At 45.0% G+C, this 13,798-nt stretch carries 14 protein-coding genes and 1 pseudogene; 9 read left to right on the top strand and 6 right to left on the bottom strand.

Annotation, left to right across the window (positions count from 1 at the left end; genetic code table 11):
* Window positions 1-35: 35 nt before the first annotated feature.
* Window positions 36-1,448 carry a PTS system trehalose-specific EIIBC component gene (gene treP, locus NSQ16_RS04130; RefSeq protein ID WP_032722999.1) on the bottom strand — a complete coding sequence of 471 codons (1,413 nt, stop codon included), beginning with the start codon at window positions 1,446-1,448 and terminating at the stop codon, window positions 36-38.
* A 192-nt stretch (window positions 1,449-1,640) separates the two neighbouring features.
* Between treP and NSQ16_RS04125 the strand changes: the two are divergent.
* From NSQ16_RS04125 to NSQ16_RS04110, 4 genes and pseudogenes are all read left to right on the top strand, one after another.
* A pseudogene (locus tag NSQ16_RS04125) lies at window positions 1,641-3,182 on the top strand (spore germination protein).
* Window positions 3,163-4,317 (top strand): Ger(x)C family spore germination protein, encoded by a 1,155-nt coding sequence (locus NSQ16_RS04120; RefSeq protein ID WP_003243672.1) that lies wholly within the window; start codon window positions 3,163-3,165, stop codon window positions 4,315-4,317. The pseudogene NSQ16_RS04125 and the gene NSQ16_RS04120 overlap by 20 nt, the downstream one beginning before the upstream one ends.
* Window positions 4,318-4,332: 15 nt before the next feature.
* Window positions 4,333-4,533: a hypothetical protein gene (locus NSQ16_RS04115; protein ID WP_003233686.1), complete on the top strand. Its 201-nt coding sequence runs from the start codon at window positions 4,333-4,335 to the stop codon at window positions 4,531-4,533.
* Window positions 4,534-4,556: 23 nt separating this feature from the next.
* A complete protein-coding gene (locus NSQ16_RS04110) occupies window positions 4,557-5,633 on the top strand; it encodes an endospore germination permease (RefSeq protein WP_029726872.1) in 1,077 nt (358 codons plus the stop codon).
* Here NSQ16_RS04110 and NSQ16_RS04105 read toward each other — a convergent pair.
* The 3 genes from NSQ16_RS04105 to NSQ16_RS04095 all read right to left on the bottom strand — a co-directional run bounded on the left by NSQ16_RS04105 (window position 5,630) and on the right by NSQ16_RS04095 (window position 7,718).
* Window positions 5,630-7,045: a sodium:alanine symporter family protein gene (locus NSQ16_RS04105; RefSeq protein WP_015252561.1), complete on the bottom strand. Its 1,416-nt coding sequence runs from the start codon at window positions 7,043-7,045 to the stop codon at window positions 5,630-5,632. The two genes, NSQ16_RS04110 and NSQ16_RS04105, sit on opposite strands and share 4 nt — an antisense overlap.
* A 124-nt stretch (window positions 7,046-7,169) precedes the next feature.
* Window positions 7,170-7,562: a DUF1992 domain-containing protein gene (locus tag NSQ16_RS04100; RefSeq protein ID WP_069322453.1), complete on the bottom strand. Its 393-nt coding sequence runs from the start codon at window positions 7,560-7,562 to the stop codon at window positions 7,170-7,172.
* Window positions 7,563-7,580: 18 nt separating this feature from the next.
* Entirely contained in the window at window positions 7,581-7,718 is a 138-nt protein-coding gene (locus NSQ16_RS04095; RefSeq protein WP_101172061.1) for a hypothetical protein, read from the bottom strand.
* A 100-nt stretch (window positions 7,719-7,818) separates the two neighbouring features.
* Between NSQ16_RS04095 and ltaS the strand changes: the two genes are divergently transcribed.
* Window positions 7,819-9,768 (top strand): lipoteichoic acid synthase, encoded by a 1,950-nt coding sequence (ltaS, locus tag NSQ16_RS04090; protein ID WP_003233694.1) that lies wholly within the window; start codon window positions 7,819-7,821, stop codon window positions 9,766-9,768.
* 33 nt (window positions 9,769-9,801) lie between these two features.
* Here ltaS and nagE read toward each other — a convergent pair whose 3' ends face one another.
* A complete protein-coding gene (nagE, locus tag NSQ16_RS04085; RefSeq protein WP_014479158.1) occupies window positions 9,802-11,160 on the bottom strand; it encodes an N-acetylglucosamine-specific PTS transporter subunit IIBC in 1,359 nt (452 codons plus the stop codon).
* Window positions 11,161-11,331: 171 nt separating this feature from the next.
* Between nagE and map the strand changes: the two genes are divergently transcribed.
* The 4 genes from map to NSQ16_RS04065 all read left to right on the top strand — a co-directional run bounded on the left by map (window position 11,332) and on the right by NSQ16_RS04065 (window position 13,033).
* Window positions 11,332-12,081, top strand: a complete 750-nt coding sequence (map, locus tag NSQ16_RS04080) for a type I methionyl aminopeptidase (RefSeq protein WP_003233698.1) — start codon at window positions 11,332-11,334, stop codon at window positions 12,079-12,081.
* Between the two features lie 81 nt (window positions 12,082-12,162).
* Window positions 12,163-12,477 (top strand): DUF3243 domain-containing protein, encoded by a 315-nt coding sequence (locus NSQ16_RS04075; RefSeq protein WP_029317494.1) that lies wholly within the window; start codon window positions 12,163-12,165, stop codon window positions 12,475-12,477.
* Between the two features lie 106 nt (window positions 12,478-12,583).
* Window positions 12,584-12,739: a hypothetical protein gene (locus NSQ16_RS04070; RefSeq protein WP_032679057.1), complete on the top strand. Its 156-nt coding sequence runs from the start codon at window positions 12,584-12,586 to the stop codon at window positions 12,737-12,739.
* A gap of 156 nt (window positions 12,740-12,895) precedes the next feature.
* The gene (locus NSQ16_RS04065; RefSeq protein WP_003233704.1) at window positions 12,896-13,033 is read left to right on the top strand and encodes a YflJ family protein; all 138 of its coding nucleotides are present in this window, start codon (window positions 12,896-12,898) and stop codon (window positions 13,031-13,033) included.
* Between the two features lie 40 nt (window positions 13,034-13,073).
* Here NSQ16_RS04065 and NSQ16_RS04060 read toward each other — a convergent pair whose 3' ends face one another.
* Complete coding sequence (locus tag NSQ16_RS04060) at window positions 13,074-13,739, bottom strand: MOSC domain-containing protein (protein WP_003233706.1); 666 nt, start codon at window positions 13,737-13,739, stop codon at window positions 13,074-13,076.
* Window positions 13,740-13,798 lie beyond the last annotated feature (59 nt).

Here is a 13,798-nt window from a genome sequence, read left to right as displayed (position 1 = left end):
AAAGGGAACGTTCAACACGTCCCGCTCCCCATTTGTTATTTATGTTTGAATCTCGCATACGCGTATGTTCCGGCAAACGGCACGATCAATACAATAGCCATCCCGATTGCAAACGCGCCCCAGTACTGGCTCATGATTGAGAAAATCCCCGGCACGCCGCCGACACCGACGGAGCTTGCCAGCACACCTTGAGAAGAAATATACATTCCGGCCAGGCCAGAGCTGACCATTGCAATGATAAACGGGAATCTGTATCGCAGATTCACCCCAAAGATGGCAGGCTCTGTAATGCCAAGATAAGCAGAAATCCCTGATGTGAGGGAGAGGCCTTTTTGTTTCTCATCCTTCACGATAAACATCATGGCCAGAGCTGCCGAACCTTGTGCGATATTAGAAAGCGCCAGCATCGGCCATAAAAAGGTGCCGCCGAGCTTTGATCCGATGAGCTGCAGGTCGACTGCAAGAAACGTGTGATGCATACCGGTAATCACGAGCGCTGAGTAGAAACCGCCATATAACAGACCGCCCAGTGCGGCAAAAGAACCGAACACCGAGATAAGCCCTGAAGTCAGTACATTACCGATCGCAAATGTAATCGGGCCGATAATGATAAAAGAGGCAAATCCCGTTAAAAGAAGCGTAATTGGTGCGACAACGAGCAGCTGTATGCCCTCAGGTGTGCGTTTTGTTAAAAATACCTCAATCTTCGCCAGCATATAAGAAGCAAGCAAAATTGGGAGCACCTGGCCCTGATAGCCGACTTTCTGCACCTCTAGGCCGAATAGATTCCATACCGGGATCTCTCCGCTTTGTTCTGCCGCGCCATATCCCCACGCATTCAGCAAATCAGGATGCACGAGCATAACTCCGAGCACAATGCCGAGAAGCGGATTGCCGCCGAACCGCTTGACGGCAGACCATCCGATTAACGCAGGCAAAAACGTAAAGGCCGTGCCTGCAATCAGGTTAATCATATTAGCAAGATCCGCCCACTGCGGATAAACCTGCACAATCGATTTTGTGCTGAAGAAAATGCCTTCCGCCGTTAAAATGTTATTGATCCCCATTAAAAGACCCGCCGTGACAATCGCAGGCAATATTGGAATAAAAATATCTGCAAGCGTTTTCACAGCACGCTGCAAAGGATTCATATTTTTTTCTGAGGCCTTCTTCACTTCATCCTTTGTTGACTCGCCAATCCCCGTTTCCTTAACCAGTTCAGCATATACTTTATTGACAGTTCCCTGGCCGATTACGACCTGAAACTGTCCGTTTGTCGAGAATGATCCCTTTACCACATCAATTTGATCAAGCATCTCTTGGTCAACCTTGCTTTTATCTATTAAAGCAAAACGCAAACGTGTAACACAATGAGTTGCCGCTGCAATATTTTCTGCACCGCCGACTGCTTCGACAATCTGACGTGCCGATTTGTTCAGTTCCCCCATGCCAACCCCTCCGTATCCGTTTTTATAACTTGTATATACAACTTATAATCATATTGTATTCCTGTATATACAGGTAGTCAACACTTTTTTATAGCGCTTTCATCCTAGTCTGAATTATATGAAACAGACAAGGTTACCCTAAAAGTCACAAGCACTTATTGAATATGACATTAAAAAGCAGGGTGAGCCTCTATGAATAAACGCGACAAAGCGCTTCAGCTCATCAAAGAGCTTGAAGACAATCAGGACAGACCGATCTCTCCCGATTTGAAGGAAAACCTCGATAATCTGACCTTATTAACAGAAGGCTGCTCAGACATCGTATTTAGACAATTTGACTTTGGAAACGGGCTGTGCGGATTTATTGTTTATATCGAATGAATTGTAAAATCTGAACATATTCAGGATCACGCCCTCCGCCCTTTCTTAATGCATTTGACGGAACAAATAAATGAACATGAAGAGGCGCTGCAAAATACTCTATCAATTTCAAGTGTTGCAATAGAAACGAGTATGAGCAAAGTGGCTGCATCCATCATTGAGGGGAACGCGGTTTTATTTGCCGACGGGCACTCAAAAGGGCTGATCTTAAATATAAAAGGCGGACAAAGAAGAAGCATTGAAGAGCCGATAACAGAATCGACCATCAGAGGGTCAAGAGAGGGCTTCACTGAAAGCCTCAGGGTCAATACCGCTCTTGTGCGCTTTCGCGTCAAAACGTTTCAGCTTAAAATGATCTCGTTTAAAATCGGCACGAAAACCAAAACCGATGTTGTCTTGGCCTATATTGACGGGCTTGCCGATCCAAAGGTCATTGACAAAGCAAAAAAAAGAATCAAAAAGATAAAGATTGATGCTGTCTTAGAAAGCGGATATATTGAAGAATTTATCGAAGACGACACGTACTCGCCATTCCCCCAGCTGCAATACACAGAAAGGCCGGACACCGTCGCCGCCCAGCTTCTCGAAGGCCGATTTGCCATTTTCACAGATAATACGCCCTTTGTCTTAACAGGCCCGATTACGTTTTGGCAGCTTATGCAGGCCAGTGAAGATTACTATGAGCGTTATTTGATGTCTAACTTAATCCGCTGGCTTCGCTATATGTTTTTATTCGTTGCTTTATATTTGCCGGCTATTTATGTTGCCGTTATTACATACCATCAGGACTTAATGCCGACAAACTTAATGTTCAGTGTGGCCTCTGCGCGTGAACCGATTCCTTTCCCCGCCATCATAGAAGCATTGATTATGGAAATTTCTTTTGAGGCTCTCCGTGAGGCGGGAGTGCGCCTGCCGAAAACCATCGGCCAGACCGTCAGTATTCTCGGGGCCCTAGTCATTGGGACAGCAGCTGTTGAAGCGGGAATTGTGTCTGCCCCCATGGTGATCATCGTATCGTTAACAGGGATCGCGTCTTTTACAATTCCGCGGTTTAACTTAGCTATCTCCATCAGGATGCTTCGTTTCCCGCTTATGTTTTTGGCGAGTATTTTTGGGATATTCGGCATTATGCTCGGCACGATTATCTTAGTGCTTCATTTATGCAAGCTGCAATCTTTCGGCATTCCTTATTTATCCGGGATTTCTCCGTTTAAACGAGATGAAGTAAAAGATATTTTTGTCAGGGCGCCTTGGTGGACGATGACCAGAAGGCCGGGCACGTATTCGCGCGGCAACGGACAGAAGGGAGCGAAAAGAGAGGACCCAAAAGATGAAGAAAACAATATATAAGTGTGTTTTGCCGCTTCTCATTTGTATCCTTCTAACGGGGTGCTGGGACCGGACAGAAATCAATGACATTGCATTTGTTGTCAGCTCAGCCATTGATAAGAAAAAAGATCAGTATCGAGTGGCCATGCAGATTCCCTTGGTCGGCCAATTAGGCGGACAAACAGGGGGCGGCGGCGGAACTGCCGGTTCAAAAACATGGTATGTTGATTCAGCTTCCGGCACTACGATCAGAGAAGCGAACAACAAGCTGCAAACCTCCTTGTCACGGACAATCAATACGTCCCACAGACGTACAGTCATTATTGGAGAGGATATGGCGAGAGACGGCGTTGCCCCAGTCTTTGATATTTTAACGCGAAATCCGCAGAACAGATTAACGGCGCTCATTTTAGTCAGCCGGGGAGAAGCGCGGGACATTTTAAATACCGATGTTCAGCTTGAACAGTTTCCGGCGGAAATGATTCGGGAGCTGGCCATTATCGCAACGAGCCGCCCCGTTTTCTTAAGCAGATTCATGTCTGATCTAGTAGAAATAGGCAGTGATCCGTATGCACCGGTCATCTCTGCATCTAAAACAAAACCTGGAGGGAAAGGCAAATCTAATTTGAAAATTGACGGGCTTGCGATCTTTAAAAAGGACAGATTGATGGATATTTTCAAAGATGAACACATGACAGCAGCCCTGATGTTGCTGAATCAAGCCCGCCAGCCAGAATTCATAGTAGACCTGCCGAATCAAATGGGGCAAGCATCCATTCAGCTTCAAAAGTCCAATGCATCCTTTCATGCCGCTGAAAAAAACGGAAAGCTGTCAATGACAATCGAGATCAGAGCCAAAGGAATTATTATGGAAAACCAATCAACCTATGAGACGAGAGAAAATGACCAGTATTACATCATTCAAAAAGCACTAAACAGAACCATAAAGAAGGACGTGATCAGCACCGTTCATCGTTTGCAAAAGCTAAAGGCGGACCCGGCCGGCTTTCAAGACAGGACCATCAGAAGCACGGCAACCACGAAGAATCTGCTGAAAAAGGAATGGGAAGAGGTATATAAGGATATGGAGGTTCACGTCGTCCCAATTGTGACGATTGAGCAGGGCGGTGTCCTATACAAAACGATCAGCCATTAATGGAGGTGCGTCAGCATGATCAGCTATATCGTACAGACATTGATTGTGTGCATTGCCATATACGCATATGAATGGAAGAATTTTCGTTCCGCTAACAATCTAACAAAATGGGCCTTCAGCCTGCTGATTGCAGGAAGTGCTTTTCTATGGATTTATATGAGAGTGAATCCCCTGCTTCCGCGGCTGGGGCACCTGTTTAAATATATTCCGTTTTGAACATGACAGAAAGGATGTGCTTTATGGACAAGACCTCTGCATACCAAGGATTATTTTTCGGAGCTCTGTATACGTTAGCAGTCGGATTAAAGCATGCTCCGATTCTCATGATCGAATCAGCAAAACAAAATGCCTGGCACAGCTACATCCTCGGCGTTGTCATCGTGATTCCGGCACTCTGGCTCATGCATAGGCTGATGAAAAAGCATCAGGATAAAAATATCTATGAGCTGCTGAGCGATTCCTCACCAATCGCAGGCCGGATTATCATTTTACTGTTTTCTTTGTATTTCCTGTTAATCAATGCTCATGACATCCGTTTTTTCATCAATTTGATTAACATTTTATTTCTCCCGAGAACACCAATGGCTGTTCTTGGCGGTGTTATTATCTTTGTGGCGATCTGTATTGCCAGAGAGGGAAAAGAAACATTGACCAGAATGGCGCAGATATTCCTATTTCCATTCGGCATCCTGGTCTTGTTCCTTCCATTTACGCTGGCCACACAAATTGAGCTTCAAAACTTGACACCTGTTTTTGAAGGTCTAATCCCATACCTTCAATCAGGCTATTACGCGTTTGGGACAATGGGGGAATTGATTATCCTTCCGCTTCTCTTCTCAAACCGGAGCGTCCCGCTAAAATACACCATTTTCGCGATACTGCTGGGCGCTTTATTGCTGGCCGTGATGTTATTTTCTTCAATTTCTGTCTTTGGTCCCAACCTGACATCTACTTTCTTTGATCCTGCTTATATGGTCATCAGGCAGATCCGCATTACGGATTTTCTGGATCGCTCAGACCTGATCATCGCGGCTTTTTGGATTCCAGTCATTATGGTGAAGATAGCAGGTTCCCTATATATCGTGGTATACGGCCTTTCGTTTTTACACTCAAAAATCGACCCGAAAGCCATGTATACACCAACCGGCATGTTCTCAGTCGTATGCGGCTTTTGGTTCTTTTTAAATACAAATCAGCTAATCGACTTTAACAGAATCAAACCAATCATTAATGTAGTGATTTCTCTTTTGCTGCCTTTACTCATTTATTTGATCATAAAAAGCAAAGCGTTGTTCAGCGCCAAAGCAAAGCACTAGGAATTTTTAGCTTCTTTTGTTTGATAAACAGGATTCTGTTTTGTTTTTCTTATATCTTTCAGGTAGTACTGTTCAGATGTAAAGAATTCGGTGTACAGCGCTTTTACCTTTCTGCTCAATAACAACAGCGCAATCACATTTGGAACGAGAATAAAAGCCAATGCTAAGTCCAAAAAGCCCCAAATGGCTTTTGCTCCGCCTGCGGCACCTATGATAATAGCCGCTAAATATACGAATTTAATCACGTGTCCTGCCAGCCGCCCGAACAGAAATTCAGCTTGCTTTACGCCGTAAAAAATGACAACCATAATGGTTGATACGACAAAGAAGACTAGGGAAACCGAAACGAAGTACCCTCCGCCAGAACCGAAATAATGCTGAAATGCAGCCGTCGTCAGTGCTGCCGGGTCAATTGAGGCGTTCTTCCCTGTCCAGACACCAGATGCAAGAACGACAAAAGCGGTGGTCGTGCAGATGATCAAGGTGTCAATGACAATGCCGATCACAGACCAAAACCCTTGCCGCACAGGATGATCAGTCATTGCTGCCGCATGTGCAATCGGGGCTGTTCCCATTCCGGCTTCATTAGAATACAGCCCGCGGGCAAATCCCCAGCGAACGGTTTCCGCCAACGCAGCACCTGCGAACCCTCCAACTGCTGAAGAAGAGGTAAACGCATTTGAAAAAACGAGAGAGAAAAACGCCGGCACTGATGATAGATTCATGAGAACAATCAGGAGACCGGCACCTGCGTATGCCCCTGCCATAAGAGGCACGACAAACTCTGTTACTTTTCCGATCCGCTTTACCCCTCCTATCACCACTAACCCAATCAAAAATGCAATTCCGATTCCTGCGTATATTTTATTGAAAGAAAACGTCTCGGCAAGCGAGACTGAAACCGAATTTCCCTGAACCATAATGCTGGGAATCAGCTCCACAATCAGCGCAACAGAGAAGAATACGCCGAGCCATTTCATGCGCAGCCCTTTTGTTATGTAATACATCGGTCCCCCGACGTATTCACCCTGCTCATTTTTTTCTCTGTAATGAACAGCAAGAACACTTTCAGAAAACTTAATCGCCATGGCAAATAAGGCAATAAGCCACATCCAAAAAACCGCTCCTGGCCCTCCAAACATAATAGCGGCGGGCACACCGACAATGTTCGCTGCACCGATCGTTGAACTGAGGGCTGAGGTCAATGCCTGAAGCGGTGTGACTGTGCCCTCTCCCTTCGGCTTTTTTCCTACGCTGCCGATTGTCTGTTTGAAAATGTATAAAGGATAGCGAAATTGAAAACCTTTCAGTAAAATAGTGAAATACAACCCCGTTCCCGTCAGCAGGATGATTAGCGGCGGGCCCCACAGCCAATCAGATATATGCTCTATCCATACTAATAGTCGTTCCATCCCATCACCCTTTTTTCGTTTATGGGTCATTTCCCATAGATGGAAAAACATAAACCTTTTGACATAGAACTTGGAACATAAAAAGGATGGCTTTTATCAATCGCCATCCTGCAGATCAGACCAATCAGCTGGAAGAAGGTCTGTTTCGTCCAAGCCGGCCATATACTTTATTCTTATAAAAAGCGGATGCTGGCTTTGAAAACATGCCTTTTTTGTCGACAAGCTTATCAAGCAGCAATTGCTTTTCAGATTTTTTTCTGATTAATTGCTCGCGTTCTTTTTCGTCATAGCACTTTTCGATTAAATGGTCGATGGTCATAAGCTCTTTTTTGAGCGCGCCCTCGTCCTCTGCCATTCCCGCGTTTTTCAAAATACGATAGCCCATGCGCAGCGATTCCGGCAAGTGTGCCGCGTCATCCTTCGGCAGCGGCTTCCCCATTCCCGGGAGGTTTTGAAAGTCCCCGTCTTTGATGGCGCGCTTAATTTTATCTTCAGACACAATATGGGAAAAATCCATCATTTCACCTCTTTTTATCTATACCTTATATTTTATCATACAATTCTCAATGTACCATTTTATTCCTTTATTTCTAGAAAGATACCTTGTTTTACATTTGGTAATATCAAAGCGAAACGTTGATTCGAAGGCGTTTTTCGCCACTTTCTCCCTCATACGATTTTCACTTTTCTAATCTGCTGATTCGTGTTATATTGGATACGTTCGTTTTTTCTATCGTTTCGCTCGAACTGGATCGGAAAAAAGGAGTGTAACAATGAAAACATTTATAAAAGAAAGAGGACTGGCCTTCTTCTTAATCGCGGTCGTCCTGTTATGGATCAAAACGTATGTCGGTTATGTCCTGAACTTCAACTTAGGAATAGACAACACGATACAAAAAATATTGCTTTTTGTGAATCCTCTTAGCTCAAGCTTGTTCTTTCTTGGCTTTGGACTCTTGTTCAAGAAAAAATTACAGCAGACAGCCATTATAGTGATTCATTTTTTAATGTCTTTTTTACTGTACGCCAACATTGTGTACTACAGATTTTTCAATGATTTTATTACAATTCCGGTCATTATGCAGGCTAAAACAAACGGCGGCCAACTCGGAGACAGCGCATTTTCGCTGATGAGACCGACTGACGCCTTTTACTTTATCGATACGATCATCCTGATCATCTTGGCGATCAAAGTAAACAAGCCTGCCGAAACGTCAAGCAAAAAATCGTTCCGAATTATTTTTGCGTCTTCAATTCTTGTGTTCTTGATCAACCTGGCAGTTGCGGAATCAGACCGTCCTGAATTGCTGACAAGATCATTCGACCGGAACTATCTTGTGAAATACTTGGGAACATACAATTTCACGATTTATGACGCTGTACAGAATATCAAGTCCAACAGCCAGCGCGCGCTTGCCGATTCCAGCGACGTGACGGAAGTGGAAAACTACATGAAAGCCAATTACGATGTGCCGAATAACGTGTATTTCGGCAAAGCGGAAGGAAAAAACGTCATTTACGTTTCACTTGAATCTTTGCAGTCATTTATCATCGACTATAAAATTGACGGCAAAGAAGTGACACCGTTCTTAAATAAACTGGCACATGATAACGAAACGTTCTACTTTGATAACTTTTTCCACCAAACGGGACAAGGTAAAACATCTGATGCTGAATTTATGATGGAAAACTCTCTGTACCCGCTGGCTCAAGGTTCAGTTTTCGTAAACAAAGCGCAAAACACGCTGCAATCCGTTCCGGCGATTCTGAAGTCTAAGAATTACACATCTGCTACTTTCCACGGGAACACGCAGACGTTCTGGAACCGTAACGAAATGTACAAGGCGGAAGGCATTGATAAATTCTTTGATTCTGCTTACTATGACATGAACGAAGAAAACACGAAAAACTACGGCATGAAAGACAAACCGTTCTTCAAAGAATCAATGCCGCTGCTGGAAAGCCTGCCGCAGCCGTTCTATACGAAGTTCATTACCCTGTCTAACCACTTCCCATTCGGAATGGATGAGGGGGATACAGACTTCCCGGCTGGAGACTTTGGTGACTCTGTCGTCGATAACTACTTCCAGTCAGCCCATTACCTTGATCAGTCCATTGAACAATTCTTCAATGATCTGAAAAAAGACGGGTTATATGATAAATCGATTATTGTGATGTACGGAGACCACTACGGCATCTCTGAAAACCACAATAAAGCGATGGCGAAAGTGCTTGGCAAGGATGAAATCACTGATTACGACAATGCCCAGCTTCAACGGGTGCCGCTCTTTATCCACGCTGCCGGCGTGAAGGGCGAGAAAGTTCATAAATATGCCGGAGACGTTGATGTGGCTCCTACCATTCTGCATCTGCTCGGAGTGGATACGAAGGACTATCTGATGTCCGGTTCTGATATTTTATCGAAAGAACACCGTGAAGTGATTCCGTTCCGAAACGGAGACTTTATTTCACCGAAGTACACGAAAATATCCGGTAAGTATTACGACACGAAAACCGGAAAAGAACTCGATGAATCTGAAGTCGACAAGTCAGAAGACTCGCTCGTCAAGAAGGAACTTGAAATGTCCGATAAAATCATAAACGGAGACCTGCTGCGGTTCTACGAGCCGAAAGGTTTTAAGAAGGTGAACCCTTCCGATTATGATTACACAAAACATGACGAAGATTCTTCCGAAACGTCAAAGGATAACGAAGATAAATAAGAAAAAGCGGAGAGGTTGCCCTCTCCGCTTTTTTTATTTGACAGCAGCTCTCAATTCTTCCGCCGCAAATTCCACATTCGGGCCAATAATGACTTGAACCGATTGCCCCCCTGATTTGACAACCCCTTTTGCGCCTGCTTTCTTTAGCAGCGCTTCATCCACCAAAGCGGTATCCTTCACAGTCAGTCGCAGCCTTGTGGCGCAATGATCAATGGTTTGAAGGTTTTCTTTTCCGCCGAGCCCTTTCAGCATGATGTTTTCATTTACATCCTGGACAGTATTTTCATCCAGCACTTCATCTACATCATCGTCTTCCCGTCCAGGCGTTTTTAAATTCAAAGCCTTAATCAGTACATAAAACACGATAAAGTATACTGCCGCATAGCATATACCTACCAAAAGCAGAAGCAGCGGTTTTTCTGCGATTCCATAGCTGAGCACATAATCGATAGCTCCGGCTGAAAAAGAGAAGCCTGAACGGATGCCGAGCCAGTTGACGATAAATAAAGATAACCCGGTTAAGACCGCGTGAACAGCGTATAAAAGCGGTGATAAAAACATAAATGCAAACTCAATCGGCTCCGTAATCCCTGTGATAAACGCTGTTAAAGCAAACCCAATCATCATTCCAGCCGTCGCTTTCCGTTTAGACGGCTTCGCAGTCACAACCATAGCCAGACACGCCGCCGGAAGACCGAACATCATGATTGGGAAGAATCCGGTCATATATGTGCCCGCTGTTGGGTCTTTCGCGAAAAAGCGCGCCAGATCCCCTGTCACTCCGTTATATTCTCCGAATTGGAACCAGAAAATATTGTTCAGCACATGGTGAAGGCCTAGCGGAATTAACAGCCTGTTGAAAAGGCCGAATATGCCTGCCCCGATGCCGCCGAGCCCGAGCATCCACTCTCCAAATGAGTTTATACACGATTGAATCGGCGGCCAGACGACTCCGAATATGCCCGCTAAAATGATCGTAATAATGGCTGTTATAATCGGCACAAGCCGTCTGCCGCTGAAGAACCCGAGATATTCAGGCAGCTTGGTATCCTTGAAGCGGTTATAGGTGTAACCGGCAATTAAACCGGCAATAATCCCTCCAAACACCGCCATGTTATTTGTTTTATCAATTGTCTTTGTTGCCGCGTCAAGCATCAGATACGATATCGCCCCTGATAAACCCGCTGCCCCATTGCTGTCTTTTGAAATGCCGATGGCAATACCGATCGCAAAAATAAGCGGCAGATGATCAAAAACCGCCGTCCCCGCCTGATAGACAAACGGGATATTAAATACATCCTCTCTGCCAAGCGCAAGGATAATTCCAACTGCAGGCAGAACCGCAATCGGGAGCATAAATGACTTCCCGAGTTTTTGTAAAAATGAAAGCATACCCATCCCCCTCATACCCTTTTTTTTCAAATATACCATATAAGATATCTAGTGATCTATACCAATTTTCCCGGGGGTATTTCTTTTTTCCCAGGTCCGTGTGTTTCCTATTTTTAAGACAGTTGTGGTAAGCTTAATCTAGATTATTTAAAAAGAAAGCGGGAATGACAGATGATTGTAACAAACGATCAAGAATTAGAAGGCCTGAAAAAAATCGGAAGAATCGTCGCGCTTGCGCGTGAAGAAATGAAGCGGAAGGCAGAGCCCGGCATGAGCACAAAAGACCTTGACCTTATCGGAAAAGCTGTGCTTGATGAGCACGGCGCCGTTTCAGCTCCTGAGAAGGAATACGATTTTCCAGGCGTGACATGCATCAGCGTAAATGATGAAGTGGCTCACGGCATACCAAGCACATCCAAAATTTTAAAAGCAGGGGACCTTGTCAACATCGACATCTCCGCTGAATTTGGCGGCTTCTATTCCGACACAGGCATCTCATTTGTGCTCGGTGAAGGAGAAGAACGCCTTCATAAGCTTTGCCAATGCGCGGAAAACGCATTTCAAAAGGGGCTTCAGCAGGCAAAAGCGGGCAAGCGCCAAAACCAGATCGGAAGAGCCGTTTATCATGAAGCACGCTCTCAAGGCTTTACCGTCATCAAAACCCTGACCGGCCACGGAATCGGCCGAAGCCTGCATGAAGCGCCGAACCACATCATGAACTATTATGATCCGTTTGATAATGCGCTGTTCAAAAATGGCACAGTCATCGCGCTTGAACCGTTTATTTCAACGAAAGCAGAAACGATTGTTGAAGCTGGAGACGGCTGGACGTTCAAGACGCCGGATAAAAGCATGGTTGCCCAAGTTGAACACACGATCGTCATCACAAAAGATGAACCGATTATCCTGACGAAACTGTAAAACACATTCCGGGCTTCCGGCAGGTTTAACCTCCTCCAATAGCAGGTAAAACATCATTATTCTGCACGAGGAGGTCTTGCAATGCACAGAGATCAAGAAAAAATCCAAATTGAAAACGAAATGAACGCGATGCATGGCACAATAAAAGAAGACATTTTAAAAGACTTTGAGGAATTTAAAGGCTACCTGAAAAAACAAGTCAACCGAGGCAAAAAGCTGGGATTGGATGACGGCAAGCTTGTGAAAAGCGCTGCGATCCTGGGAGACTACCTCGCAAAGCATGAAGAGCCGCAAAACGGTGAAGAAATGCTGCTGCAAGAGCTTTGGAGCGTTGCAGACGAAGATGAGAAAGAACATTTGGCACAGCTTCTGGTCAAATTGGTTGATAAACAATAAAACATGAGCCGGGCGATATGCGCCCGGCTTTCTTGATATTGTCACAGCCCGGCTCTTTCAGATATGCTACACTACTATTATGTCAGTGAAAGGAGCCTTTATCTGCATGTGGTTTATTATTTTCGGCATCATTTTTTTCATTGAAGGCATCATTATGACCGTTTATGGCATTAAGAAAAAAAACGGGATGCTCACATATATCGGCATTGTTTTCGCCATTATGACATTTGGCGTTGTCATGATCAAACTAACCGGCCATTAAATCATATTCGGCTTTTGCTCCGCATATACATACAGAAGAACATTCGTACATCTAGTGCGAAAGGCTCAGTTTTCCCCGTATCTCTTTTCAGCATCTTTTTATAGATGTTACAATGCCAATCGTTTCGAAATCAGATAGGGAAAGGAGTTTTCTGACATGCATTACGGCAGTAAAGGCTGGTATGTGGCAGAACTAAAAAAGCAGGGGATCACGCACCATGAAGGAAGAAAGCTTCAAAGCTATAAAACCTATTTTCTTGCCAACCTGCTTGAATCAAAGAAAAAACAATCTTAAATATGGCAAAGCCGCGCACGTTGATATGCGCGGCTTTTTTCTATTCAACCGGCAGCAGCCTGTCCTTTTTTTTCATAAAGGACGCTCTCCAGCTTTCCGATAGTGCAGCCTCACTTAAAATCCGTTCAATGGCGGTGAGATTTTTTGCATCATGGTAGTTGATGCGGTTGGCGAACTGGACGGATATGCCCTTCTCTCCTCTGGACAGCAATTCAAGGTTCGCGCCGGGAGACACCCTGCCCTCCTCCAGCACGCGAAAATAAAACCCTGTATAGCCGGTTTGCTGGACCTTCAGCACCATTTCTTTTACACCAAACTTTTTCGCCAGCTTTACACACGGCTGGCGCGGCTGGCTGACCTGAACAACAGCTTCATCAAGCCTGAACACATCCCCGATGCAAACATTCTCCTCAGTCAGGCCCGCGACCGTCAGATTTTCTCCAAATGCGGCATTTGACAGCGGTCTTGAGAGGAACTCTTCCCAAAACGGATAATGCTCCGCCGGGTAGACACAGACAGCCTTATCAGGTCCGCCGTGGTTGACGAGGTCCGCCTGTCCGTCTCCTTCAAAATTCTCCCGATACAGCATGACGGCTGATTCAGCCGGCCGCTTCATGATGCCGGTTTCGATTTTCTTTCCGTCATATTCAAGCGTCTGCGGTTTTCCCAGATTAAGAGAAAGAACTGAATAGCGCTCTGGTTTCATACAAACACATCCCCTTTACAGGTTGTAAAATGATTGATTATCATAAAAAGAAAAGGTGG

Origin of the sequence: Bacillus sp. PS108 (genome assembly GCF_037963335.1) — a bacterium.
Taxonomy (GTDB): Bacteria; Bacillota; Bacilli; order Bacillales; family Bacillaceae; genus Bacillus; species Bacillus subtilis.
Note: the sequence above shows the minus strand (reverse complement) of the source record. Positions and strands in the feature narration are given on the sequence as shown.

Coding starts and splice junctions, on each gene's coding strand:
- nagE (WP_014479158.1), bottom strand. CDS start 11,160: ATGCTTTCATTTTTACAAAAACTCGGGAAGTCATTTATGCTCCCGATT.
- NSQ16_RS04120 (WP_003243672.1), top strand. CDS start 3,163: ATGAAGAAAACAATATATAAGTGTGTTTTGCCGCTTCTCATTTGTATC.
- NSQ16_RS04115 (WP_003233686.1), top strand. CDS start 4,333: ATGATCAGCTATATCGTACAGACATTGATTGTGTGCATTGCCATATAC.
- treP (WP_032722999.1), bottom strand. CDS start 1,448: ATGGGGGAACTGAACAAATCGGCACGTCAGATTGTCGAAGCAGTCGGC.
- NSQ16_RS04075 (WP_029317494.1), top strand. CDS start 12,163: ATGCACAGAGATCAAGAAAAAATCCAAATTGAAAACGAAATGAACGCG.
- NSQ16_RS04060 (WP_003233706.1), bottom strand. CDS start 13,739: ATGAAACCAGAGCGCTATTCAGTTCTTTCTCTTAATCTGGGAAAACCG.
- NSQ16_RS04105 (WP_015252561.1), bottom strand. CDS start 7,045: ATGGAACGACTATTAGTATGGATAGAGCATATATCTGATTGGCTGTGG.
- NSQ16_RS04070 (WP_032679057.1), top strand. CDS start 12,584: ATGTGGTTTATTATTTTCGGCATCATTTTTTTCATTGAAGGCATCATT.
- map (WP_003233698.1), top strand. CDS start 11,332: ATGATTGTAACAAACGATCAAGAATTAGAAGGCCTGAAAAAAATCGGA.
- NSQ16_RS04095 (WP_101172061.1), bottom strand. CDS start 7,718: ATGAGGGAGAAAGTGGCGAAAAACGCCTTCGAATCAACGTTTCGCTTT.
- ltaS (WP_003233694.1), top strand. CDS start 7,819: ATGAAAACATTTATAAAAGAAAGAGGACTGGCCTTCTTCTTAATCGCG.
- NSQ16_RS04100 (WP_069322453.1), bottom strand. CDS start 7,562: ATGGATTTTTCCCATATTGTGTCTGAAGATAAAATTAAGCGCGCCATC.
- NSQ16_RS04065 (WP_003233704.1), top strand. CDS start 12,896: ATGCATTACGGCAGTAAAGGCTGGTATGTGGCAGAACTAAAAAAGCAG.
- NSQ16_RS04110 (WP_029726872.1), top strand. CDS start 4,557: ATGGACAAGACCTCTGCATACCAAGGATTATTTTTCGGAGCTCTGTAT.